The sequence below is a fragment of the Providencia sp. genome, from assembly GCF_040396775.1.
GTDB lineage: Bacteria > Pseudomonadota > Gammaproteobacteria > Enterobacterales > Enterobacteriaceae > Providencia.
Genome location: NZ_JBEBNT010000001.1, coordinates 514784 through 539895, shown reverse-complemented (window position 1 = coordinate 539895; position 25112 = coordinate 514784). Strand labels below are relative to the sequence as shown.

The window sequence follows — 25112 nt, the reverse complement described above, 5'->3', positions numbered from 1 at the left end:
AGAGTATGCAACAGAAAGTAGTCAATATTGGTGATATCAATGTCGCGAACAACTTGCCGTTTGTGTTGTTTGGTGGAATGAACGTTCTTGAATCTCGTGATATGGCAATGAAAGTGTGTGAGCACTATGTCACTGTGACACAAAAATTGGGCATTCCTTATGTGTTTAAAGCGTCATTTGATAAAGCGAATCGCTCATCTATCCACTCTTACCGTGGTCCAGGCCTTGAAGAAGGGATGAAAATTTTTCAAGAGCTGAAACAAACCTTTGGTGTAAAAATTATCACCGATGTGCATGAGCCTTCACAAGCCGCACCCGTTGCTGAAGTGGTTGATGTCATTCAATTACCTGCATTTTTAGCACGCCAGACTGATCTTGTTGCTGCGATGGCAAAAACGGATGCTGTCATTAACATCAAAAAACCACAGTTTATTAGCCCAGGCCAAATGGGAAATATTGTTGAGAAGTTTATCGAAGGCGGTAATGACAAAATTATTCTGTGTGACCGCGGTGCAAACTTTGGTTATGATAATTTAGTTGTTGATATGCTTGGGTTTAATGTCATGGTGCAATCATCTAAAGGCTGCCCAGTGATTTTTGACGTGACCCACGCATTACAATGTCGTGACCCATTCGGTGCAGCATCAGGTGGTCGCCGCGCTCAAGTTGCTGAATTAGCGAGAGCAGGTATGGCAGTAGGCATTGCAGGGTTATTCCTTGAAGCACATCCAGACCCAGATAATGCACGTTGTGATGGCCCATCAGCATTACCTTTAGATAAACTGGAACCATTCCTCAAGCAAATGAAAGCTATTGATGATGTGGTGAAAGGGTTCCCTGAGTTAGACACTAGCCGTTAAGTTTGGTGTAAATGCAACTCACTGAAGTCGTTTCCATGTTCGGCGCTGACCTCCAGCGCCGATATGGCGAGAAAATTTATAAAATTACCTTACACGGGGGCTTTAGTTGCCCAAACCGCGATGGCACCCTTGGTCGAGGGGGCTGTACCTTCTGTAATGTGGCCTCTTTTTCCGATGAGAGTCAGTCTAGCCAAAGCATTAGTGAACAAATATCAGACCAAATCACCCGTATTTCCCGCGCTAAACGCTATCTTGCTTATTTTCAAGCCTATACCAGCACCTATGCAGAAGTGCATTTACTCAAACAGTTGTATGAAGAAGCATTGCAACAAGCCGATATCATTGGCTTGTGCGTAGGTACACGCCCTGATTGTGTGCCTGAGTCCGTTTTATCGCTATTAAGTGAGTATAAACAACAAGGTTATGAAATTTGGCTCGAGCTTGGGTTACAAAGTGCTCATGATAAAACATTGCATCGGATTAACCGCGGTCATGGGTTTGATGCCTACCAACAAACAACACAAAAGGCGCGTCAACTTGGCTTAAAGGTGTGTACGCATTTAATCTGCGGCCTACCCGGTGAGAATGCTCAGATGAATATGCAAACCTTAGAGAAGGTGCTTGAATGTGGTACAGATGGTATCAAGCTACATCCTTTGCATATAGTTGAAGGTAGTGTGATGGCAAAAAGCTGGCGAGCAGGGCGTTTATCAACATTATCGTTAGACGAGTACACTGCTATTGCGGGGGAAATGGTACGTTATACACCGAAAGACATTGTTTATCATCGTATTAGTGCCAGTGCCAGAAAACCGACTTTACTCGCACCGCAGTGGTGTGAAAACCATTGGGTTGGCATGAATAATTTATACCAATATTTTTTACAACATGGCGGGCAAGGTTCCGCATTATCGCCGCTTAATTGAGAGCATTCATGAAACTTACCCTTAAAAAAACGCTTATAACTATCTCCTTATTTATCCTTTCTTTTCAAACTATTGCACAGCTAGACCTTACCCCTGAAGACAAACGGCTTTTTTCGCAGACAAAAGAAAAAGCAGTGAATAACGACGCTTCGGCTCAATATCAATTAGCGCAAATGTATTACTCAGGTTTGGGTGTAATACAAAACTTAAACAGTGCGCGTTTATGGGCAAATGCAGCGGCTAAAAATGGCAATCCAGAAGGATATGCCTTATTAGCGGAAATTAGTTTGCTAAGTGATAGCTATTTTAAGCAAGAGTTTGTTAATGCAAGGGAATTTGCAACAAAAGCCGTTGAACAAGGCAGTGTAAAAGGCAAAATCAGTTTAGCGGAATCATTGATTAACCCAATTGCTGGTAATACAGATTACCTTCAATCCATTAAATTGCTGGAAGAGGTGGTTGAGCTTAATAACCAAGACTATTTTGCCGCTCCATTGATGCTTGGGATCATTTATCTTGACGGAAAAGGTGTTCCCATGGATGAGCAAAAAGCACAGCAATGGTTTGATAAAGCCGATGCAATGACATATGCAGGGTACGCAGAATGGATGGCGGCTTTTAAGTTTGCTGAAGATAACACAGGTGCCGTGACCCTTGATCAACAAAAAGCAAAGAAATTAAGGGCTCTGGCCTGCGATAAAGGAAAAAAAGAAGGTAATGAAATGTTCTGTTTGGGCGAACAATAAAGAAAAATAAAGGGTAACTCGCCACCACATTGCTTTGTGGTGGCGAGGCGGACATTCAATTATGCTATCTCAGCATCATGACTAACGTTTGATTGCTTATTTTGTTCAATGGTTTTAACCGCTTCTAATGCGTTATCCATGGAGTTATGGAAGCTCAATACGCCATCTATGGGGGCTACTTTAGCGCGAGCCAAGGTTTTTAGTGGTTGGAATGGAATATCACAAACCATCACATGGGTGTCTTTACGCACGGCATCAATGAATTTTTCAAAGGCTTCTAATCCCCCAGCATCCAGCACGGGTACTGCATCCCATTGCATGATGATGGTTTCATATCCTGCACTTTTTACGCGCAACTCATCGAAAATACGTTCTGCGGCGGCGAAAAATAGTGGGCCATTAATACGCACGACTAATCGGCTATTTTCTTCATCCGTTTCAGCAAGTTGTGTTGAACGTGTCATATTCGCAATACGGCGCATAAATAGCAGTGATGCCAACACGATACCCACAGTAATGGCAATGACCATATCGAATAGAACAGTTAAAGACATACATAACAGAAGAACGATAATGTCATCTTTAGGTGCACGTTTGATAAGATAAACCACTTTCCCAGCAGCACTCATATTCCACGCAACAATCAACAATAATGCTGACATTGCCGCTAGTGGTAAGTAAGAGAGCATTGGTGCCAGCACCAGTAAGGTCAGCAACACTAAAATTGAGTGAATAATGGCAGAAATAGGGGATGTGGCTCCCGCACGGACGTTTGCTGCGGAGCGGGCAATTGCTGCCGTTGCGGTGATCCCACCAAAAAATGGTGCTGCAATATTACCAACGCCTTGGCCAATCAGCTCACTATTTGAATGGTGCTTTTTACCTGTCATATTATCAAGTACAACGGCACACAGTAGCGACTCTATCGCGCCCAATACGGCCATCGAAAATGCCGCAGGCATTAGCGCGGTGATCATTGCCCAACTAATTGGCGCACTACCAGGAAGTTCCCACGGTAAAATAAATTGCGGCAAAATAGGGGGGATACCACTCCCTTCAGTGCCATCAGGTAGAAAATAACTGAATTCAGAACCAATCGTGGCGACTTCCATCCCAAATAATGAAAGCACCCACATGACAAATGTGCCGACGACAAGCGCAGGCAAGTGACCCGGGAATTTTAACTTTAACTTAGGCCAAAAAATTAAGACAAGCAGTGTGGATAAACCAATCAGTGTGTCACTGTATTGAAACGTTGGGAACGTATTACCAATGGCAATCAGTTTATCAACATAGTTCTCAGGAACGTGTTCCATCTGCAAGCCAAAGAAATCCTTGATTTGCATGGTGGCAATAGTGATGGCAATACCTGAAGTAAAGCCCAAAGTCACTGATACGGGAATATATTCAATAAATTTACCAAAGCGGGCAAAACCCATCGCCAGTAAAATAACACCCGACATCAGCGTGGCAACTAATAAGCCACTGAGGCCAAACTGTTGCGATACAGGGTATAAAATAACCACAAACGCAGCGGTAGGCCCTGAAACGCTATAACGCGAACCACCCGTAATAGCGATAATAATACCCGCAATCGCTGCGGTATAGAGGCCATATTGAGGGGGAACGCCACTGGCGATCGCTAAGGCCATGGCTAATGGAATGGCGATAATCCCAACGGTTATACCCGCAATTAGGTCTTTTATAAACCGTGCTGCGGTATATTTTTCTTTCCAACATGAATCGATTAATGCGCTAAAAGGGCGCAACCTATTAATATTTTTTGTACTCATTATACCCTACCAAATAACAGGGTGAAAAATAAACGAAAATGTACCTATAAGGATACGCTTAGCTAAGCTCAAAAAATCTGTTATGTATCAATGAAACGCTAATTATCATAACGTTTTCAGTAACAAAAGTAAAAGCCATCTAATTTACGAGGTAAATAAAATCAATATAAATTTATATATATTAAAGCTGCTCTGGAATCTGTTTGGTAAATAATAAATTAACGCGATTTATTATTTATTTTAATACTAAATTATAGATTTAAAAATTAATATTAGACGAGTGTTATTATATTGCTATTACAGTCACTAATAGCCATGCCCAAAGGATAACAACAGACAAGAGAGCACGGTTAAATAAGGTCTTTGTACCTTGCCAACGCTGTTCCATTGTTCGGTTCAAGAGTTTTTTAGGCATAAAGAAACTTAGTGCATAATCAAAGGTTTCAGTCGTTCCTTGCTGATAAATTATTTTGAAAAAATGGTTATCAAGCCACAAGCGATAAATATAATAATGGCTAATAACAAATAAGATAATGCTGATAAATAAATAGTATTTCCCGCTATTTATTCCTAAAAAAAGGCTGAACTGAAAAATCAAACTCAGTACAGAACCCATCGCTAAATAGAACCAACTTCGTGTCAGTGTCTGAATGACTTCGCCACAGTTTTTATCGGTAAGTTGGTTCATTTTTGCTTCCTATTTGAATGATAGTGCGTAAACCAATTATTCAATTGCGCTTTAGTTGCTGGGTTTAAAATAACTTGTGGCCTCGCGTGCTCAACCATTTCAACGGCCTTATCTATTGTTTGAGCATCACCATGGTGAACTAACCATGCAACAGCAACGGTGGCACTGCGTGAATAGCCCAGCTTGCAATGAATATAGACAGCACCATGCTGGGTCAAGCTATCCATCATATGCACAGATTGCTCAATATCATCAGCGCTTAGTGGTAACAAATCGATTTGTGGCTGGCTACAATATTTCAGCCCTTCGCTAAAAGAATTGCGAGGCCATTCGCAAGTCATGTCGAAAACCCCCGCAGTTTGCAAAGGATAAAGCGGGCGGCCTCCCAAAACGATATGTTGGTTCACGATACTGGGTTGCCGACAATGTTTAGCAAAGTAATGATAGGTTCCCCAAGCAATGAGGCGATAGGGTAACAATAAAATTGCGGCGGATGGGGAGATCTTGCCATCGGGTGTTTTTTGAAAAACACTGGCACCAGCGCCTAAGTAACCGAAGGTAATAAACAACAAAGCAATCGCGGGCCATAGCAACACCCAAGCAGCACCCTGAATTAAAAAAGCGATTACAAAACAAGCAATTGAGCCAAGGCCGTAATTTTTGCTCATTTTAAAACTACGTGGCGACCCAGTGTAGTGCCATTGCCAGCATGTATTAATAGGTAACAAGTAACTGACAAGCAAACCCACCGCAAAGCCAGTAATAACATCAATAAAATGATGCTGCCATGTAGTGAGGACAGAAACTAAAATCAATATCGACCAACCGTGGAGCAACCAACGCCATTGTGTTGGCGTATGAGCACGAAAACGTAACCATAGGAGCCATAACAAAATGATATGTAATGAAGGGGCTTGGTTAAATGGCAGGTCAAACAGTTCCAAACTGTCAAACATCCAGCCAAAAGTGCCATCTGTTGTGGGACGTGGAAAACTAAATTTAAGCGGAAATAAGAGAAAGCCAACGCAGGCGCAAACGGAAGCGGCAATTAACCGTAGCCCATGGATTGTTTGCTCATGCCGCGTTGTACAGATAAATAATGATAACCCATAGAATAGGTCAATACTCCAATAGGGAATAATGGTCCAAGGCACAAATGGGATGTGCTTTTCCCATGCATACACAAAGGAGGGCACATTGGTTAAGGTAGCTGTGTAATTATTGACTTGCCCATAAGTGAGGAAGAAAAATGGCGCTAAAAATATCAGCCACAATAGGCCAAACAACAGAATTTGTCGTTTAGATAATGGCTTAGTGGGTTGCTGAAGGGCTGTCATTGTCCTTTTCAATATTCCTTTGTGCTTTAAAAGACATCTAAGGGGAAACCGTGTGTACTGCAATTACTTGTTTGTAGAAAGAAAATATCTATTTAACTGACAACATAGGGGCTTTGATAAAAAGAAGCAATAGAGATAGCCAATATTAGCAAGCTTGAGGTTGGCTGCATTAACGGCAACCAACCTCTATGGTAGGTTAAAAAATTAACGACGTCTTGCTATTGATACGCTGAATATTCCCCAGTTATCAATAGACTGGTTTAGTTTTTCGAAACCCGCTTCGTCGACTAATGCATCCATTTCGCCTTGGCTGCGACAACGCATCACCCAAGCTTGCCCGCCTTGGTGGCTGGGTAAAACGCGGGCAATCATTTCCACTTGGGGGTGCCATGGTTGGCAAGTGTAAATAAGTAGTCCACCTGAAGGTATTGCCCTGGATAACCCATCTAACGAAGCTTTAATTAATTGGTTACTTGGGAATAATTCATATAAACCACTCACAACACCTAGCGTAGGAGCTGGTGTCACGGAGGCTAAATCATCAGCGTCGAAGGCATTACCTTCAACAAAACGAATTTTATCTTCGAGGAAGCGCTCTTTAATGTGTAAACGGCCTTGTTCTACGTTAATTGGGCTGTAATCACGTAAGAGAACAGATTCGACTTTGCCATAATCGTTAATTGCATCAAAGATATAGCGGCCTTGACCCGCTGCAATATCCATAATTCGAACTGGCATATTATTATCGGTTAAGTCGCGGATAGCTTGGCGTAAGGTATTTTCGATATTCACTTTTCGCTGGCGGATCCCTTGCCAGCCTATGCTATTGAGGTATTGCCTGTCAATTACGCGCCCGAATAGGCCTTTGCCTTCGGCCTTGTCACGATAAACATAGTCTAAGGTTGAGCCTGAATCAAAACCTTTATCGTAGCCAATGCGAATTCCTTCAGACGCTTTACCCAAAGTGCTCATTGATTTGCTCATAATATTGAAGGCAAGGTTTTTTGGGCACCATTTTGGTAGTGGCGTCGCCAGTTTGCGGTAATTTTCTGCGCTAGTGCTCCATGTATCTTCATACTGATAATCGTGTCGGTAAACAGGGAGACTAAATAATTTACCAATAAAATCACGTATTTTTTCGATAGGGATATGGCGCTCCTTCTCACCTAAAGTATCGTGATAAAAGCCGGGTAAGACGTGCTTTTCTTTGATTGGTGTATTTAAACGCTCAAAAAATTGATGCTGTGGACGGTGATGGACAACATGGTCGCTGCCAGATATAAACAACTGAGTTGGCAGGGTAATTGCGCTGGCATCTGCAACAACTCTATCCGCCGTTTTATACAATTCGAGTAAGATATTAACGGCAATAGGACGAGTGATCAGTGGGTCGCGGTTAAACGAATCAATACGCTGCTCATCATGGGTTAAAAACTTCGCTTTTACATAAGAATTCACATAGAACAAGCCTCGCACTTTTTGCATCAAAGCTAACCCTGTGCGTGCAAAAGGAACATACAGTTTAACTTTAAAAGCTGGTGAGGCCAGAACCATTCCGCGAATTTTTGGCGCATAGTCATGTACCCATGCTGAAACTAACACGGCGCCTACGCTTTGCCCAATGACAATGATATTTTCTAAAGGGATGTGATATTGGGAGGATACATATCGAACAAATTCATCCACATCATGTATCGATGTGCCAAGGGAAGGGCTATAGCCCCTCGGGCCTTCATTTCGCCCATGACCGCGCGCATCCCAAGCAAACATGGCATAGTCAGGAAGGTTTAATTCATCAACAAGATGAGCAACACGACCCGAATGCTCATGACCTCGATGGAATAGAATAATGGCTTTATCCGTCGGCACTTGTGTTGGCCAATGACGATAAAAAAGCGGCGTGTGATCGCTGGTCGTAAATTGTGATTCTAAAACAGGGCGTTGCGTCAGATAATCTGTCTGAGCGTTCATAATTATTCCTTAATTATTATCCGAAAGCGTGCGAAGTTCATCCAATGCACGGCGAATACGGTTATAGCAGGTATAAAGTAGCAACAAAGATAGAATAACAAAGAGATAGTTTACCCAGCCTGCAAGCAGTAGCTGCGGGAAAATACTCACGAATAAACCGAGGGCACCAAAAATAAAGGCGCGGTCACTTTTCCCAATAGGGCCGTCATAACGTCTAGAAGCGCCTATTGCTTGTGCGGTAACGCCAATAAACTCAGTCAGTAATGAAAGAAATAATATCAGTAAAATTAGCCACATTGCGTGAGGGAAAATAATGGCGAAAGGTAGGTATAGCGCAACATCAGAAACGACATCACCTAACTCATTGAGTATCGCGCCTAAGTGGCTTTTTTGGTGATGTTCTCGCGCTAGCATGCCATCAATCGCGTTGAGTGCCATACGGATAAACAACACAAATGGCAATAAAATAAACAGATGTGGGTTTGGGAAGAAAAACAAAACTAATCCGACAGTCACAGAGAGTATTAGTGCAGCCAACGTCACCTGATTAGCCGTGACTCCAGCATTAAATAATTTACTGACTATCGGGCGAAGCAGATCTTGAAATTTTGGTTTCAGATCATAAATGGTCATTTTTTTTCCTTTTATATGCCATGCAAGAGTGCTTTTCTTTGTGACATATCAATACGCTATTCATCAACAGCCGCAATAAGAGCTATCTTAAGTTAAGATATTTCACGTAGGAATATAGCGAAGGTAAAATGGTGATTTTATCTCCTAACACATTGAAATAAAAAGAAAAATAATATATCAACAAAACTTAAACCAAGTAAGTTTAATATTAAGTAAAAATGGTAAATGAACAATAAGATGCCCGATCACGCGATTATTTTTTGTTTATCAATCGATGAACGCATGCGTTTAAACTGACTGGGTGTCATGGTGGTCATTTCTTTAAATTTTCGGCAAAAAGCGCTGTGATCGGTATAAGCACACTTTATCGAAATATCGGTGATTGAAAAGTCATCTTCTAATAACTCAATGGCATGTTCGAGGCGTTTTTTCTGGATATATTGTTGAGGGGTAATTAAAAAAATAGCTTTAAATTGGCGATTTAATTGTGAAAGTGAAAGCCCTGAAATATCGGCAAGTTCCGTGATTTTAATTGCGGTATCAAAATGATCACTAATATAACGTTCGACTAGGTTGAGCTGGTTATTCAGTTTTGGACTGACGGATTTAATATCCTGTAAATCGACAGAAATCCCAGCTACACCAATCACTTGATTGCGCGTGTTAAATATCGGTACTTTTGTCGTTAAACACCAACCAAGTAACCCCGCTTTATAAAGATGTAACTCAAGCTTATTTATCACACTGATTTTCTTTTCCATCACAAGGTAATCTTGTGAACTATAGCTTTGCCCTAATTCTGCGTGAAATAACTCTTCTGCACTTTTACCAATCACATCATTAATTCCCTTCATTTTACAGCGGGTTGCCAAATTATCATTGGCGAGTAAGTACCGTGCATTATGGTCTTTCACAAAAAAAGTCACATTGGGGAGAGTATTAATTAGCGGCATGACTAAACCAAGATAGTTGAGTAAAACGTCAATGTTATCAACAGGAAAAAGCATGTTTTCCTGACTAATTAATAATAACTTATTTAAATTGATCATGCTGCGCTCCCAAATATTAAATTATTGTTACTAATTTTCTTAAATATTTTTAGATTGTGCAGAAAAACGCATAAGTTCGATGGAAAGATATCAAGATTGATTAACAAAAATCAAGCAATCTATTAACAAATTATAATTAATAGGGTGTTAATCAATGCAATCTAAATATTCTAAAATTGAAGTAATAGATTCCCATACCGCAGGGGAACCAACACGCTTAGTGATTGCTGGGTTTCCACCGTTAGGTGATGAAAGCATGGCAGCACGCTTAGCGATACTTCGTGATAGGCATGATGAATGGCGAAGAACAATCATTCTAGAGCCGCGTGGTAATGACATATTGGTCGGCGCACTGTTGTGTAAACCACAAAACCCACAAGCCGCGGCAGGCGTGATTTTTTTTAATAACGAAGGCTATCTTGGGATGTGCGGACATGGAACGATAGGCTTAGTCGCCTCTTTACATTTTCTTGGGAAAATTTCATACGGAAAGCATTTGATTGAAACCCCTGTAGGGGAGGTCACGGCGGAACTGCACAGAGATGGCAGTGTAAGCATCCAGAACGTGTATTCATATCGTTACCGTAAAGCGGTGCAGGTTGATGTACCTGATATTGGCATGGTCACAGGGGATATTGCGTGGGGCGGGAATTGGTTTTTCCTTGTGGAGAATTCACCCGTTAAGATTGATTTTAAAGAGGTTAAATCGTTAACGGAAGTGAGCCTGAAAATTAAACAAGCACTTATTGACCAAAGAATATTCGGTAAAGACGGGCAAGAAATTGATCACATCGAATTATTTGGTTCACACCCAACAGCAAATAGCCAAAGCTTTGTGTTATGCCCCGGTGGTGCTTATGACCGCTCTCCGTGCGGCACAGGTACCAGTGCCAAATTAGCTTGTTTAGCCGCGGATAAAAAACTTGCAGCAGGTGAAATTTGGCATCAGGCCAGTGTGATTGGTAGTGAGTTTCAAGGGAGCTTCCAGCCTGCGGATGAAAACGGCATTATCCCAACCATTCGCGGAAATGCCTACATTAGCGGGCAAAATACTCTGCTTATTGATGAGCAAGACCCATTCCGTTTCGGTATTTCGGTTGCGTAAGGGGATGGCGATGAAGCGTCAATATTCAGTGATTGTTGTCGGCGGTGGAATGATTGGCCTAAGCATTGCGCTTACCGTTCAAGCGAATGGTACTGACGTACTGCTGGTGGATAAAAATGACATTGGCTCAGGGGCATCGTTTGGTAACGCAGGGCACATTGCGACAGAGCAAGTTTTCCCCATTGCAGACCCTTCTGTTTTGAAATCGATTCCAAAAATGTTGTTCGATCCACTTGGCCCATTGCGTCTGGATTGGCGTTACTTATTGCCTCTCACGCCTTGGATGTTAAAGCTATTAGGTAATATGCGTCATAAGCCGTTTACCCATATTCACCAAACATTAATGTCGTTAAATAGTGCGGCTTTTGGCTCATGGCAAGCATTCATTCAAAAATGGCAACTTGATGACCTCGTTAAAATGAAGGGGTCATTATTAGTGGCTGAAAAAAAGGAAACGCTTGAAAAGCTCCATCAGCATGGCGAGTATTTACAAAAAATTAACGTACACAACTCAGTCATCAATCAGTCGGAGTTGCTTGAGCGCGAACCTGCACTTGCGACGAATCAACTTGGGGGGCTATTTTTCCCCAATACAGGGCATGTGGTTGATTTAGCAGAGTTACACTCAAAACTTGCTCAATCATTTGTTGAGTTGGGTGGAGATATTCTGACTGACTGTGAAGTTACTGCGATATCCTCGACATCAAATAAAGAAGCCTCTATCACCACAACCCAAGGGAAATTTATAGGGCAAAAAGTGGTTATCGCAGGCGGCGCATTTTCTAAGTCATTAGTCAAAATGGTCAGCCGTATTAATGTGCCACTTGAAACAGAGCGAGGCTACCATTTAATGCTACCCCAAGAACAAGGGCGGCTAAGCATTCCTGTATCCAGTATGGACAGGCGTTTCATTATGACACCAATGGCGGGCGGTTTACGCCTTGCTGGTACTGTTGAATATGCAGGGTTAAAGCGCCCTGCAAATATGCAGCGAGCTCGCCACTTTTTGCCATTGGCGGCCCCCATGTTAAAGGCTCCGTTAAATGACGCACAATCGTCACCGTGGATGGGGTTTCGCCCGTCAACATCCGATTCATTGCCTGTCATTGATAATAAAGGCCCATATATTTTTGCCTTTGGTCACCAACACTTAGGGCTCACACAGGCGGCAATCACCGCTGATCTTGTCAATAGTTTTATTCACGAGCAGCCGACAGCTATCGACTGCACCCCTTTTTCCATTGAGCGATTTTTATAATTCTAAGGAGAATTCAAATGAATTTTCATGGCATTCTGGTCCCTTTAGTTACCCCTTTTCATGATGATTACTCATTAAATATTAGTGCATTAGCTGATTTAACTGAAAAACTTATTGAGCGAGGTGTCACGGGGTTAGTGGTCTGTGGCACGACAGGGGAATACTACGCGTTAAATGAAGAGGAGCGCAAAACCGTTTTATCAACCGTGAGCAAAATTGCGAAGGGGCGCGTAACGTTGATTGCAGGGATTAATGATTTATCAACGGAAGGTGCGATCGCCCGCGCAAAACAAGCTAAAGACCTTGGATATGAAGGTTTAATGCTATCACCACCGCCGTATAGTTTACCTGATCAACAAGGGGTGTATGGCCATTATAAAAAAGTCGCAGAGGCCACAACGTTACCGATCATTATGTATAACTTCCCTGCACGTATTGGTATCGAAATTGAATATGAAACAGTGGTTAAACTGGCGGAAATCGACAACATCGTTGCCATTAAAGAAAGTAGTGGAGATTTTAGCCGTGCCTTACGGCTATTACAGACACCGTTTAACAACTTTGAGGTGATTTGTGGTTGTGATGACCAACCCGTTGATTTCTTTTTTTGGGGTTCAAAAAGCTGGATAGCAGGTGCGGGTAATGTGTTCCCTGCCGAGCAAGTCGCTATTTTTAAGGCAACCCAAAAGGGAGACTGGCAAGAAGCGAAACAAATCATGAATGAAATATACTCAGGAATTTATTCCATGGAATCCGGTGATTATAACCAAAAAGCCAAAGCAGGTTGTTTAAATGGCACGTTTAACGCAGGCCCTGTGCGTTTGCCATTAACCAATTTAGCTGCTGAAGCTAAAGATGAATTTGTCAAATTAATCAAACGGTAAGGGTATGAAATGAGACTAAATCAACAGCAGGTTTTTGACCTCGCCAAACAAGGGAAGTTGTGGGCGGGTAATTTAATTGATGGAGTGAAGGCTTCTCAAGCTAAATTAGAAAACCGCACACCAATTGATAATAGCCTTATCGGATATATCGCTGATGGTGAGGCACAAGATATTGATGCGGCTGTGAAAGTGGCGCGGGATGCGTTTAAAAGTGGTGAATGGAGTGCTCTTTCCCCCCAAGAACGCAAAGAGATAATGCTCAAGTGGGCTGATTTAATTTCTGAACACAGTGAAGAACTCGCTGCTCTCGATTGCGTTGATGCGGGTAAACCCATTACCGAGTGTATCAATACCGATATGCCCGCAACGGTTGAAACCTTTTATTGGTACGCCGAAGCTGTTGATAAGCTGTTTGGCAAAATAGCGCCAACAAGCCAACAAGAATTAGGGCTCATAGTAAAGGAACCCATTGGGGTTGTAGGTGCGGTTTTACCATGGAATTTTCCTGCTCAAATGTTTGCATGGAAAGTTGCACCTGCCCTTGCGATTGGCAACTCAGTAATTGTTAAACCTGCGGAGCTTACCTCATTGAGCGCGTACCGAATGGTTGAGCTGGCCTATGAAGCAGGTGTACCTAAAGGTGCATTAAGTTTAGTTTGCGGATTGGGCGAAAAAGTGGGTGAAGCATTGGGTCGTCACCCTGATGTGGATGTGGTGTCATTCACAGGGTCAACCGAAGTGGGGCGCTTATTTTTAAAATATTCAGCGGAAAGCAACTTAAAAGAAATTGTCCTCGAATGTGGTGGGAAAAGCCCGCAGGTTGTCTTTGAGGATGCCAACCTTGATGCGGCCGTTCCCCATATCATGGCCGCCGCTTTTTGGAATATGAGTGAAAACTGTAGCTGTGGTTCTCGCTTAATTGTGCATGAAAATATTAAACAAGCACTGCTGGATAAACTGGCAGTTGCAGCAAAAGAATGGAAAGTAGGAGACCCGAGGCAGTCTGATGTATCAATCGGGCCAATGGTCGAAAAAGCACACTTTGATAAAGTGAAATCGTTTTTAGCGACCACTCTACAAGAGGGGGGAAAGGTTGTTATTGGGGGCACAATTCACCATGAGATAGGTTCTGGTTGGTATATCGAACCGACTATTTTCGATAATGTGACGCCAGATATGACGTTGTTTCAACAGGAAGTCTTCGGCCCTATCTTAGCAGTGACGTCATTTGAAACGGAAGAAGAGGCTATCTCGCTCGCAAATGATACACAATATGGATTAGCCGCTTCATTTTATAGCCAAAATATTCACCGAGCCATGCGGGTTGCTCGCCAAATCAATGCGGGAACCGTTTCGGTTAATGGCTTTAGTGAAGGCAATATTACCACACCATTTGGTGGTTTTCGTCAATCTGGTTTTGGCGGGAAAGACAATGGATTAGAGGCTTTTGAGCAGTATAGCCAAACCAAAGTTATCTGGTTTGTTCATCAATAAATTACGTTGACCTGAGTCTAAAAAGCTCAGGTTTTTTTTACCCTGCAAACACACAATAAACAATTACAATAACGAAGGAGTACAAAATGGAAGCCATCGTTAATACCATCGTTGGTTACATCTGGGGTAATGCACTGGTGTTCTTATCACTGGGCGTAGGACTCTACTTCACTTTAGCAACACGTGGCGTGCAATTTCGCTATCTCATCAAAATGGTTTGTTTATTAAAGGAAAATAAAGCATCAAAAGAGGGAATATCATCCTTCCAAGCCTTCTGCTTAGCATTATCAGGCCGTGTTGGGGTTGGTAATATTGCAGGGGTTGCAACAGCAATTGCCGCCGGCGGCCCAGGGGCTATCTTTTGGATGGTGGTCATGGGGCTATTAGGTGGTGCGAGTGCCTTTATTGAATCTACACTTGCCCAAATCTATAAACAGCGTTCAGATGGGCAATATCGCGGTGGTTCTCCTTATTATATTGAAAAAGGGTTAAAGCTTAAGCCATTTGCCATTATTGTTGCCGCTGTGATTTGCTTATCTTATGGTGTCTTAGTGCCGGGTATTCAGGCTAATACGATTGCGGATTCTTTCCAAACTTCATTTAATCTTCCTCCTATGGCGACAGGGGCGATTGTCACGGTATTAATGGCATGGCTTATCTTTGGCGGCGTAAAACGTATCGCGAGTGCGGCGGATAAAATTGTTCCCTTGATGGCGATAGCTTATCTGGTGATGATGGTGATTATTTTGGGCAGCCACTATGAAAAAGTACCCGCGATGTTTAATTTAATTTTCCAAAGTGCATTAGGTATGGATGCGGTCTTTGGTGGGATTGTTGGAACTGCGGTATCGTGGGGTGTTCGACGTGCGGTATTTTCCAATGTGGCGGGGGCGGGTGAGGCAACATTCAGTTCGGCTGCCGCAGAAGTGAGTCATCCTGTCAAACAAGGGCTTATTCAAGCATTCTCAATCTATATCGATACCGTTGTTGTGTGTACCGCCTCAGGCTTAATGATCCTCGTCACTAATATGTACAATGTGTTCCCTGATGGTTCAGCAACGGCGCTGGTGGAGTATATACCGGGTGTTGCAGCGGGAACGGCATGGACACAAATGGCAGTTTCTACCGTATTTACCTCTGCAGGTTCAGGGTTTGTATCGATAGCCGTGTTCTTATTCGCATTCACCACACTAATGGCTTATTACTATATCGCTGAAACCACTATTGTTTACCTTGACCGCAAATTAGCGTACCCCGTACTAAAACTGGTACTTAAATTTGTTTTCCTAATTATTGTCTTTATGGGCAGCGTGCAATCAGTGAGTTTGATGTGGAGTCTAGGCGATATTGGGTTTGGCAGCATGAGTTACCTAAATCTAATCGCGATAGTGTTTCTTTCTAAACCCGCACTAAGAGCACTACGAGATTATGAAAGACAGGAAAAATTAGGTGTAGATCCAGTGTTCGATCCAAAAGTGGCTGGAGTCGAAAATGCAGAGTTATGGAACGATATTAGTCGTGAGTATCATGAGAAAGGCATCGGTATTGAACAAAAGAATGGTCAAAACAATGGGAAGTTACAGATAAAAGAAGAGGAAAACTAGAAAAAAAAATGGCGGTGAGGGAGGGATTCGAACCCTCGATACGTTGCCGTATACACACTTTCCAGGCGTGCTCCTTCAGCCTCTCGGACACCTCACCGTTTTTTCTAAATCCGTTGCATACCAGAGATAAATCCTGCTGTGCAACGGGGCGCTACTATAGGGAAAATAGCGCCTTGCGTCAACTCCCTATTTATTCTTTTTCTTACTTTTATTACCGTTTAGCTAAATAAAAATCAATTTGATTAATATCTAATCTTAATTGTTGCTGGCTAAGGCAAATCATTTTTTTAATGTTAATAAGAACTGCAAGTATTAATCATAAAAATCGTTAGCCAGTTAACAAAATCCTCAATGAATGTGATCTTGGTTGCGGTATGGACTTGAAAATAAACGCCATTGCGCACACTCTGTTAGAAACCTAAGAGGAGTTGCCATGAATATTTTATTTTACCATCCATTCTTTAATTCAGAACAATGGATTGAAGGCATGCGTGCTAGATTACCACAAGCTAATATTCGCCAATGGGAAAAAGGGGACAACCAAAGCGCAGATTACGCCATGGTGTGGCTGCCACCCTATGAATGCCTTGCAGGGCGCAATGATTTAAAAGGTATTTTTGCATTAGGTGCAGGTGTGGATGCTATCTTAAAGCAAGAACAAGATAAGCCAGGAACATTGCCAGCGGGTGTGCCTGTCATGCGCTTGGAGGACACGGGGATGGCGATTCAAATGGAAGAATATGCCTGTGCTAAGGCCCTTGCATACTTTCGCCGTATGGATGAATACCGCCAATTGCAATCGCAGCGCCAATGGAAGCAACTGCCAGCATATCAACACGAAGAGTTTGTGATTGGTGTGATGGGGGCTGGCGCTTTGGGTCAAGCTGTTGCGAAGCGCTTAGTTAGCTTTGGTTTTCATGTCAGAACGTGGAGCCGCTCCGAGAAACAAATCCCTGACGTAAAAAGTTATTATGGTAATGACCAGTTGTCAGCATTCCTTTCGGGGACGCGCGTGGTCATAAACCTATTGCCGAGCACACCAGAAACGGTTGGGATTTTAAATCAACAGCTGTTCAACCAATTGCAACAAGGTGCTTATGTGATTAACTTAGCCCGCGGTGCGCACTTAATTGAGCAAGACTTACTTTCTGCGCTGGATGCAGGGCAAATCGCGGGTGCTGCGTTAGATGTATTTGCGAGCGAGCCTTTATCCCAAATGCACCCGTTTTGGACGCATCCGCGTATTGCGATTACGCCACATGTGGCTGCATTTACGCAACCCAAAGAAGCTATGGATATGATTGTCAGTAATATCAAACGCATTGAAGCGGGGGAAGCCCCTGCTGGAGTGGTTGATATGGAACGTGGTTATTAATCACCTCTAAATTGATTGCAAGCTACCCGCTTTTTGTTAGCTTGCAATTTCCTTGTGTTTTTCTTCTCTAATACGTTTCCTGTTTTTTCGGTATACTTAGCTTAAGAGCTGAGCCGCAACTGAATATTAAATAGGAAAACTCATATGAACGAATTCTCAATCGTCTGCCGTATTTTAGGGACATTGTTCCAACGCAGCGCTAATGATGATCTCGTCAAACCACTGATGGAATTGATAGCGCAGGATAAATTGAAAGCGTCTTGGCCACTGGAACAGGATGAATTGTGGGCACGTATGGCGAAAGGGATGGATATCAATGCGCTTAGCGCTGACTACCAAGCCATGTTTGTCGGTGAAAATGCAACAGTATCCATGCTTGCCAATGATTATGACGAAGAAGTCACTGAAGCCGAAATCCGTGAGTTTTTAACGGTGAGAGGAATGACCTTAACGGATGCGCCAGTAAGCACATTTGGTGCGTTATTGCTGGCGGCGTCTTGGTTAGAAGACCAAGCCGCAGAAGATGAAACCGCGGCGCAAGAAGAATTATTTGATAGCTACATTCTTAGCTGGTATGGCGCATTTTTAGGGAAAGTTGAAGCCCATGCAACGACAGCTTTTTATCGCACATTAGCCCAAATCGCCCGTGATGCAGTTATTGCACTGCGAGATGAATTAGACTCCGATACTAAAGAAAATTAATTCGTTAGTATGATGAACATATAATCAGTGGCTTTTAAGGCCACTGATTTACCTAAGATTGCCAACTTCTTTTAATATCTCAACATACTCCTGCCAAAAACTGTCAGTTCTCCCAGATAATATAGAGCCGTTTAATCATGTAGATTGCTAATTATTGTTGTTTCAGCCGTAGAATAAGAGGGGCTCTGAGTGAAAAAGTTATTAGTTTTAAAATCATCGATAAATGGTGACCAATCCCATTCTTCCCGTGTTGCAGATGTGATTAAAGATGTATGGGCAAAAAAATTTAGATTGGACACAATAAAAGAAAGAAATCTCGCTCAAGATGCTTTGCCACTCATGGATCAAGATATTTTTGCGGCCTATTACACAGTTCCTGCTCATGAGATGACCGGCAAGCAAATAGAGGCTATTGCGGTATCGGATACGTTAATCGATGAAATAAAAAGCAGTGATATTATCGTCATTGCTGCGCCGATGTATAATTTCTCTTTGCCTAATCAGCTAAAGAATTATTTTGATCTAATCATTCGAGCAGGGTTAACCTTTTCCTATACAGAAACAGGGCGTGTAGGTGCTATTCAAGGTAAGAAAGCCATTATCATTAATACAAGTGGTGGTGTATACCGCTCAGGGGAGAATGATTTTGCGCTACCTTATTTAATCACATTACTCGATTTTATTGGCATCACAGATACGACGACAATAACCATTGATGGTGTAGCAACACAGCCTGAGCTAATTGATGAAAAACACAAGGCAGCGGTTGTACAGATGGATCATTTCATCAATAGTCTGAGTTAAAGACGGATTTGATGTGAAAGTTAGGTAGATAATACAAAAGTGATGCTGTCACGCTTGCTTTGATGCAGTAATAAACTGTGTCGATTAATATTTCTGATTGAATTAAAAAGGCAACAGATTTCCCTGTTGCCTTTAATGCTTTTCTTAATCGAAAAAATTTATGGTGAAAATTAATCCACTAATGGGATGACCAGTTTGCCCGGTTTAATCTCTAGTCCTTTGGCCAATTTTTTAGCGGTCGCTTCAGCGGCGCCGTTATCTGGATTGAGGACATATACTGGTTGCGTTTCGAAGAAAGTTTCAAGGGAGCTATTCAGATAAGGGATCACAGCTGACATAGCGGTATCCATATTTTCTGGAGTGACTTTATAGTTGCTAATATTCAGCTCTTTTAAGTAAATAGACCCAGTTTTAGCATCAAAAATAGGGCGAGCTGTTAAGGTTAAGCTAATTTGTGCTTCAGCTTTGCCGATTAATGAGTCTAACTTAACCGTTGCGTCCCCATTTAAGGCGATTTTCCCCGGTTCACTGCGGCCGATTTCAGATTTTAAATTCACCAGTTGGATATCAGCATCAGCAAGCCCAGAAATACCAACTTTGTGGTCATACTTCACTTTATTAGCAAGGTAACTATTGATTTGTGACTCACTAATACTGAATTCAGATAATTGACTACAGCCCGTTATTAGAGTGATGAAACCAATCATTGTGGCCAATAAAAACTTTTTCATAATGACTCCTTTTACAGTAATACCGCTAGTTTAGCGCATTACTGCCCACTCAACATGACTGTTTCAATTTTTTTACGGTTAAATTGCTTATGCAATGCCCACAGCGTGATAAAACCGATAATCCCCAATAAAAACCAAGGTAATTGTGGCATATTCCATTGATGACCAATGTCGTACATCCAACCGCCACCGGTATAACCGACGGCACCACCTAGGGCGAGGCCGAGGCGGCTAAAGCCCATATAACTGCCACGTGCACGAGGGTCGGCAAGTGATGCGCTGAGTGTTTCCCTTGCTGGGTCAGCTGTCACGGTGCCTAAGTAGAACAGGCAAATCAGCGCAAATAACATATTCAGGGAGGTTGTCATCCCAATCGGGAACATGCTTAAACTCATTAAAAATAAGCCTGCCATCAACCGTTGTTCGAGACGAAAATGTTTTTCACTCCAGCGTGCAATGGGGTAAAGCAAGGTGAGGGAAATAGCTGCTTCAATGGCATACATCCATTTCACCGCCGTCGGTGTTCCCGCTAATTCATTGACAACAATTGGGAACATCAACATCACTTGAACGGAAAGCATAAAGTAACCCGCTAAGGTGACAACATAGGTGACAAACCGTTTGTCCTTTAAAACGCGGTTCATACCCTCTTTGATTGGCGTTCTCACTGTTGAGATCCGATAAGCGGGGAGTAGCCATGCATTGCAGATAGCGGCAATGATAAATACGGCGGCACCAGCCCAGCAGACATAGTGGAAATCATATTGCAGCAGCCAGCTACCAATTAGGGCACCAATAACAGCACCGGCGCTGTCTTGCATCAATAAAAGTGAGTAGAAACGACCACGTTCGTAGGGGCGAGTGAGTTTGATAACCAGCGCTGTTCTGGGAGGGTCAAATAGCGTGCCACCAAGGGCAGAAAGCACGCAAGATAGCCATAGCACCCAAGGGTCGTAAGCCACCGCCATCACAGCAAAGCCACTTGCACGCAAAAGCATGCCGATAACAATCATGGGTTTAGCGCCAAATCGGTCAGCAATGGCGCCACCAAAAATGCCTAAGCCTTGTTGAACAAATTGCCGTAGGCCTAATGCAAAGCCAACCACAACGGCGGCCCAACCTAGCTGGTCAACAAACCGGATTGAAATCAAAGGAAAAACGACAAAAAATCCGAGGACAACCAACATGTTGTCGAGTAAAAGAAAATATTTACCAAGGCTTCTTGCCCGTGACACCTGTGCCATGACACACCATTAAAAAAATAGCTAAGGGGGGAATGTTCTATAATGTTACTTATCAATAATATCAGTATAATAGAGGGCAATAGATGATATTTTTTTATCGAGGATATGCTCGATGATCGATGATTTATTTTTATCGATACAATAGCCGTCATACTTTGTACCGCAGCGTTGTTGGCTGCACTTAGCAACCCTAATCACATACTTTTGTATGCTCATAGGGATAGCTGCGTTTGCCGCCTAGCTGCAATACAAATTATTTAGGCCATTGAATTATTTAAGTCGTCATATTTTACACTGCAGCGTTGTTGGCGACACTTAGCTACCCTGCAAACTTGAATAGCTGAAAATGAAAAAAAGCGAATTCATCTCGCTAAATGGTTGATTTTAGATGCTCATCAATAATAGAGAGTGCTACACTTTATTGCCTAAGTTACGGGTTAACACGCACGGCTAGGAAGCCTAGCTCTCTTAAACTAATAAAGGGTTAACGATGTTTGGTTATCGCTCAAATGTACCCAAGGTACGCCTGCTCACTGATAGAATGATTATTCGTTTGACTTATGAGCGAGATAATTATCGCCTAGCTGACTATTACAGCTTGAATAAAGACTTTCTTATCCCTTGGGAACCAACGCGTGATAACTCCCATTATCAGCCCGCGGGTTGGCAAAACCGTTTGCAAGTGATGAATGAAATGCATCGCGAAGGTAGTGCTTATCATTTTCTTTTATTAGATAAAGAAGAAAACGAAGTGATGGGCGTGGCAAATTTCAGTAATGTCCTACGTGGTTCTTTCCATGCGTGTTATTTAGGGTATTCACTGGGCGAAAAATGGCAGGGGCAGGGCTTAATGTTTGAAGCATTAACCCAAGCAACTCGTTATATGCAACAACATCAAAAAATACATCGTATCATGGCGAACTATATGCCGCATAATATGCGTAGCGGTAATCTATTGACCAAGCTTGGTTTTGAACGTGAAGGTTATGCAAGGCAATATCTGCAAATCAACGGCGAGTGGCGCGATCATGTATTAACGGCGTTAACGGATAATTCGTGGACAACGAACAAAGCGTAAACTCTTAATTTACTTTTCAATCGTAGTCAGTGACTGCCCGCGCTGTTAAACTGATGCGATTGTTTACTTTTAGTCTATCAATCATGAATTTATTAAAATCGCTGGCAGCAGTAAGCTCAATGACCATGATGTCTCGGGTCCTTGGCTTTATTCGCGATGCCATTATTGCTCGGATATTTGGCGCAGGCGCCGCTGCCGATGCCTTTTTTGTGGCGTTTAAACTGCCAAACCTGTTACGTCGAATTTTTGCCGAAGGGGCCTTTTCTCAAGCGTTCGTTCCTATATTAGCAGAATATAAAAATCAACAAGGTGAAGAAGCGACTCGCACGTTTGTCGCTTATATTGCAGGAATGCTAACCCTTGCTTTAGCAATAGTTACCGTGCTGGGTATGATTGCGGCACCTTGGATTATCTATGTAACGGCTCCCGGCTTTACGGATGATGCGGATAAATTCGTTTTAACAACTGACCTTCTGCGAGTCACATTTCCCTATATTTTTCTGATTTCACTCGCCTCCCTTGCTGGGGCAATCCTCAATACGTGGAACCGTTTCTCAGTACCTGCGTTTGCCCCCACATTACTGAATGTGAGCATGATCATTTTTGCTGCCTTTGCCGCGCCGTACTTTGACCCGCCAATTATGTCGCTAGCGTGGGCGGTGTTAGTAGGGGGCGTGCTGCAATTGGTGTATCAGCTTCCTCATTTAAAGAAAATTGGCATGTTAGTGTTACCGCGCCTTTCGTTTCATGATAGCGGTGTTTGGCGTGTGATGAAAATGATGGGGCCTGCGATTATCGGCGTGTCAGTCGCACAAATCTCATTAATTATTAACACCATATTTGCATCATTCTTACAGTCAGGGTCTGTTTCGTGGATGTATTATGCGGACCGATTGATGGAGTTACCCTCTGGTGTGCTTGGCGTAGCATTGGGAACAATTTTACTGCCCTCCCTCGCAAAAAGTTTTACGAGCGGAAACCAAAATGAATATCGTCAATTAATGGATTGGGGGCTGCGTCTTTGTCTGTTATTAGCATTACCGTGTGCCCTTGGTTTGGCCATTTTATCGGAAGCGTTGACTGTCTCATTATTCCAGTATGGTAACTTTACGGCTCATGACTCGCTAATGACGCAATATGCATTGATTGCCTACTGCGTGGGTTTAACAGGCATGATTTTAGTGAAAATTTTAGCGCCAGGCTTCTATTCCCGCCAAGATATCCGTACACCCGTTAAAATTGCGATTGTGACCTTAATTTTGACGCAAATAATGAACTTAGTCTTTATCGGGCCTTTGCAGCATGCGGGCTTAGCATTATCTATTGGCCTAGCAGCCTGTTTTAATGCGGGTGTTCTGTACTGGCAATTACGCAAGCAAGATATTTTTCAACCACTCGCGGGTTGGAAAGGTTTCCTATTAAAATTATTCATCGCGTTAGTGGTGATGGGCGCAGTGCTGTTTGGTGTGTTGCATTTTATGCCATCTTGGCAGGAAGGCAATATGCTAATGCGTATGCTGCGTTTAATTGGCGTGGTGATTGTTGGAGCTGGAAGCTATTTTGTTGCTTTATATGTGCTGGGTTTCCGACCACGGGATTTTATGAAGAGAAGCATTGCATAATACGTTAAAAAATAAGTAAATTTCATAAAAGCCCATTAATTTGGGCTTTTTTGTCTCGAAATTCTATCGTTTTAAACCCCATTGTATTTTCTATCCATTTCCAATTTTTTCATCTCTTTTAATAATTCCTCAATTAATAATATCATGATTATTTTATTATATATCAAGTAATTGTTTTTATTGATAAAAATAACCTTCATTGTTTGTTTTACGGTATATTTGATGCGCGCTTGTTTTTTATCAATAAAGCGTAGGAGGCCACTAGAAATTGGCATAAATAGAGCGTTGACCAATGTCAACGTTTTTGGTTATAGTGTATTTATCGGAGGGCGATGAAAAAACATCCGAATAAGCATGTTCAAGCAGCCATTGAATATGCGATTGCTAACGGCTGGTTTTGGGTGAGTGCAGGGAGTTCATCACATACATTTTGTAAATTACGTTGTGGTAACGCTGTTGATGAGCACAAAACACATATGATGAGCGTTTGGTCAACACCAAGAGTAATGGAAAACCATGCCAAGCAGATCATCCGGAAAGTGGATCACTGTATTGCACTTTCGAAATAATTATAGCGGCTTAGGCCGCTTATTAGATAAAAAACAGAATAAGGAGCTTTGATGGCGCAACACACATTCACATTAACACTTTCTGGGGTAACGGTAGATACGATGGGCTTAGAAGATGCCTTATTTACGGCAGGCTGTGATGATGCCTTGGTTTACTACTATGGTAATTCCGTTTATTTAGAGTTTGATAGAGAGGCAAGTTCACTGGATGCAGCTATTGAAACGGCAATTGCTGATATTGAGAGCGCCGAAATCTCAATGCAAGTGGTATCCGTTGATAGCACGCTGGTTGGTTTAAGTGATATTGCAGAGTTAGCAGGTTTAACACGCCAAGCGGTTGCATTATTAAAAGATGGAACGAGAGGCAAAGGCAATTTTCCAGCTCCAGTGCAACGTTTAAGTGGCAACTCACCTTTGTGGGATTGGGCTAGTGTGGCTAGGTGGTTAAAGGATAATAAACGTTTAGGGCATGACCCTGAACTTTGTGAAAAAGCAAAAACATTGTGTAAGTGGAATCTAGTCTTACAAAATTGTGCGAATGAAAACGTTGAAGAAATACAGACTTTGACGCAAAAGTTACTTACGCGACGAAAAGAAAAACAGCCCACGGAGGCGAGCTGTTAATCAAATAACGAAAAA

At 42.4% G+C, this 25112-nt stretch carries 23 protein-coding genes and 1 tRNA gene; 15 read left to right on the top strand and 9 right to left on the bottom strand.

Annotated elements, in window-relative coordinates; genetic code table 11:
• Positions 1-5: 5 nt before the first annotated feature.
• The 3 genes from kdsA to ABWP91_RS02445 are packed head-to-tail and all read left to right on the top strand — an operon-like array spanning position 6 to position 2532.
• A complete protein-coding gene (kdsA, locus tag ABWP91_RS02455) occupies positions 6-860 on the top strand; it encodes a 3-deoxy-8-phosphooctulonate synthase (protein ID WP_219248439.1) in 855 nt (284 codons plus the stop codon).
• An 11-nt stretch (positions 861-871) separates the two neighbouring features.
• Positions 872-1786 carry a tRNA modification radical SAM protein MnmL/YtqA gene (gene mnmL / locus ABWP91_RS02450; RefSeq protein WP_353241857.1) on the top strand — a complete coding sequence of 305 codons (915 nt, stop codon included), beginning with the start codon at positions 872-874 and terminating at the stop codon, positions 1784-1786.
• A gap of 8 nt (positions 1787-1794) precedes the next feature.
• The gene (locus ABWP91_RS02445; RefSeq protein WP_353241856.1) at positions 1795-2532 is read left to right on the top strand and encodes a tetratricopeptide repeat protein; all 738 of its coding nucleotides are present in this window, start codon (positions 1795-1797) and stop codon (positions 2530-2532) included.
• Positions 2533-2591: 59 nt separating this feature from the next.
• Here the strand turns inward: ABWP91_RS02445 and dauA are convergent, their stop codons facing one another.
• The 6 genes from dauA to ABWP91_RS02415 form a co-directional block, all read right to left on the bottom strand.
• Positions 2592-4325 (bottom strand): C4-dicarboxylic acid transporter DauA, encoded by a 1734-nt coding sequence (gene dauA, locus ABWP91_RS02440; RefSeq protein ID WP_353241855.1) that lies wholly within the window; start codon positions 4323-4325, stop codon positions 2592-2594.
• A 286-nt stretch (positions 4326-4611) separates the two neighbouring features.
• Positions 4612-5013, bottom strand: a complete 402-nt coding sequence (locus ABWP91_RS02435) for a hypothetical protein (RefSeq protein ID WP_353241854.1) — start codon at positions 5011-5013, stop codon at positions 4612-4614.
• The gene (locus ABWP91_RS02430) at positions 5010-6350 is read right to left on the bottom strand and encodes a phosphatase PAP2/dual specificity phosphatase family protein (protein WP_353241853.1); all 1341 of its coding nucleotides are present in this window, start codon (positions 6348-6350) and stop codon (positions 5010-5012) included. The genes ABWP91_RS02435 and ABWP91_RS02430 overlap by 4 nt, the downstream gene beginning before the upstream one ends.
• Positions 6351-6554: 204 nt before the next feature.
• The gene (locus tag ABWP91_RS02425) at positions 6555-8321 is read right to left on the bottom strand and encodes a bifunctional alpha/beta hydrolase/class I SAM-dependent methyltransferase (protein WP_353241852.1); all 1767 of its coding nucleotides are present in this window, start codon (positions 8319-8321) and stop codon (positions 6555-6557) included.
• A 9-nt stretch (positions 8322-8330) separates the two neighbouring features.
• Entirely contained in the window at positions 8331-8954 is a 624-nt protein-coding gene (locus tag ABWP91_RS02420; RefSeq protein ID WP_353241851.1) for a CDP-alcohol phosphatidyltransferase family protein, read from the bottom strand.
• 245 nt (positions 8955-9199) lie between these two features.
• Entirely contained in the window at positions 9200-10003 is an 804-nt protein-coding gene (locus ABWP91_RS02415) for a helix-turn-helix domain-containing protein (RefSeq protein WP_353241850.1), read from the bottom strand.
• A 154-nt stretch (positions 10004-10157) separates the two neighbouring features.
• Here ABWP91_RS02415 and ABWP91_RS02410 point away from each other — a divergent pair, with 154 nt between their 5' ends.
• The 5 genes from ABWP91_RS02410 to ABWP91_RS02390 all read left to right on the top strand — a co-directional run bounded on the left by ABWP91_RS02410 (position 10158) and on the right by ABWP91_RS02390 (position 16348).
• Positions 10158-11108 (top strand): 4-hydroxyproline epimerase, encoded by a 951-nt coding sequence (locus ABWP91_RS02410; RefSeq protein ID WP_353241849.1) that lies wholly within the window; start codon positions 10158-10160, stop codon positions 11106-11108.
• A gap of 10 nt (positions 11109-11118) precedes the next feature.
• Complete coding sequence (locus tag ABWP91_RS02405) at positions 11119-12366, top strand: NAD(P)/FAD-dependent oxidoreductase (RefSeq protein WP_353241848.1); 1248 nt, start codon at positions 11119-11121, stop codon at positions 12364-12366.
• 17 nt (positions 12367-12383) lie between these two features.
• Positions 12384-13250, top strand: coding sequence for a 4-hydroxy-tetrahydrodipicolinate synthase (dapA, locus tag ABWP91_RS02400; protein ID WP_353241847.1), 867 nt, complete (start codon positions 12384-12386; stop codon positions 13248-13250).
• A gap of 9 nt (positions 13251-13259) precedes the next feature.
• Entirely contained in the window at positions 13260-14744 is a 1485-nt protein-coding gene (locus ABWP91_RS02395; RefSeq protein ID WP_353241846.1) for an aldehyde dehydrogenase, read from the top strand.
• An 86-nt stretch (positions 14745-14830) separates the two neighbouring features.
• On the top strand, positions 14831-16348 hold the full coding sequence (locus tag ABWP91_RS02390) for an alanine/glycine:cation symporter family protein (protein WP_353241845.1): 1518 nt from the start codon (positions 14831-14833) through the stop codon (positions 16346-16348).
• Between the two features lie 9 nt (positions 16349-16357).
• Here ABWP91_RS02390 and ABWP91_RS02385 read toward each other — a convergent pair.
• Positions 16358-16445 (bottom strand) — tRNA-Ser (locus tag ABWP91_RS02385).
• Between the two features lie 336 nt (positions 16446-16781).
• On the opposite strand from ABWP91_RS02385, the gene ghrA reads away from it, so the two are divergent.
• From ghrA to ABWP91_RS02370, 3 genes are all read left to right on the top strand, one after another.
• A complete protein-coding gene (gene ghrA, locus ABWP91_RS02380; protein ID WP_353241844.1) occupies positions 16782-17723 on the top strand; it encodes a glyoxylate/hydroxypyruvate reductase GhrA in 942 nt (313 codons plus the stop codon).
• Between the two features lie 144 nt (positions 17724-17867).
• Positions 17868-18425 (top strand): TorD/DmsD family molecular chaperone, encoded by a 558-nt coding sequence (locus ABWP91_RS02375; protein ID WP_353241843.1) that lies wholly within the window; start codon positions 17868-17870, stop codon positions 18423-18425.
• Positions 18426-18614: 189 nt separating this feature from the next.
• A complete protein-coding gene (locus ABWP91_RS02370) occupies positions 18615-19229 on the top strand; it encodes an FMN-dependent NADH-azoreductase (RefSeq protein ID WP_353241842.1) in 615 nt (204 codons plus the stop codon).
• Between the two features lie 170 nt (positions 19230-19399).
• Here the strand turns inward: ABWP91_RS02370 and ABWP91_RS02365 are convergent, their stop codons facing one another.
• Positions 19400-19960: a lipoprotein gene (locus ABWP91_RS02365; RefSeq protein ID WP_353241841.1), complete on the bottom strand. Its 561-nt coding sequence runs from the start codon at positions 19958-19960 to the stop codon at positions 19400-19402.
• Between the two features lie 38 nt (positions 19961-19998).
• The gene (gene mdtH / locus ABWP91_RS02360) at positions 19999-21204 is read right to left on the bottom strand and encodes a multidrug efflux MFS transporter MdtH (RefSeq protein ID WP_353241840.1); all 1206 of its coding nucleotides are present in this window, start codon (positions 21202-21204) and stop codon (positions 19999-20001) included.
• Positions 21205-21694: 490 nt separating this feature from the next.
• Here mdtH and rimJ point away from each other — a divergent pair, with 490 nt between their 5' ends.
• The 4 genes from rimJ (at position 21695) to ABWP91_RS02340 (ending at position 25097) form a co-directional block, all read left to right on the top strand.
• A complete protein-coding gene (gene rimJ / locus ABWP91_RS02355) occupies positions 21695-22282 on the top strand; it encodes a ribosomal protein S5-alanine N-acetyltransferase (RefSeq protein WP_353241839.1) in 588 nt (195 codons plus the stop codon).
• Between the two features lie 83 nt (positions 22283-22365).
• The gene (murJ, locus tag ABWP91_RS02350; protein ID WP_353241838.1) at positions 22366-23904 is read left to right on the top strand and encodes a murein biosynthesis integral membrane protein MurJ; all 1539 of its coding nucleotides are present in this window, start codon (positions 22366-22368) and stop codon (positions 23902-23904) included.
• Between the two features lie 332 nt (positions 23905-24236).
• The gene (locus tag ABWP91_RS02345) at positions 24237-24473 is read left to right on the top strand and encodes a hypothetical protein (protein WP_353241837.1); all 237 of its coding nucleotides are present in this window, start codon (positions 24237-24239) and stop codon (positions 24471-24473) included.
• A 51-nt stretch (positions 24474-24524) separates the two neighbouring features.
• Entirely contained in the window at positions 24525-25097 is a 573-nt protein-coding gene (locus tag ABWP91_RS02340) for a helix-turn-helix transcriptional regulator (protein ID WP_353241836.1), read from the top strand.
• The last annotated feature ends 15 nt before the right edge of the window (positions 25098-25112 follow it).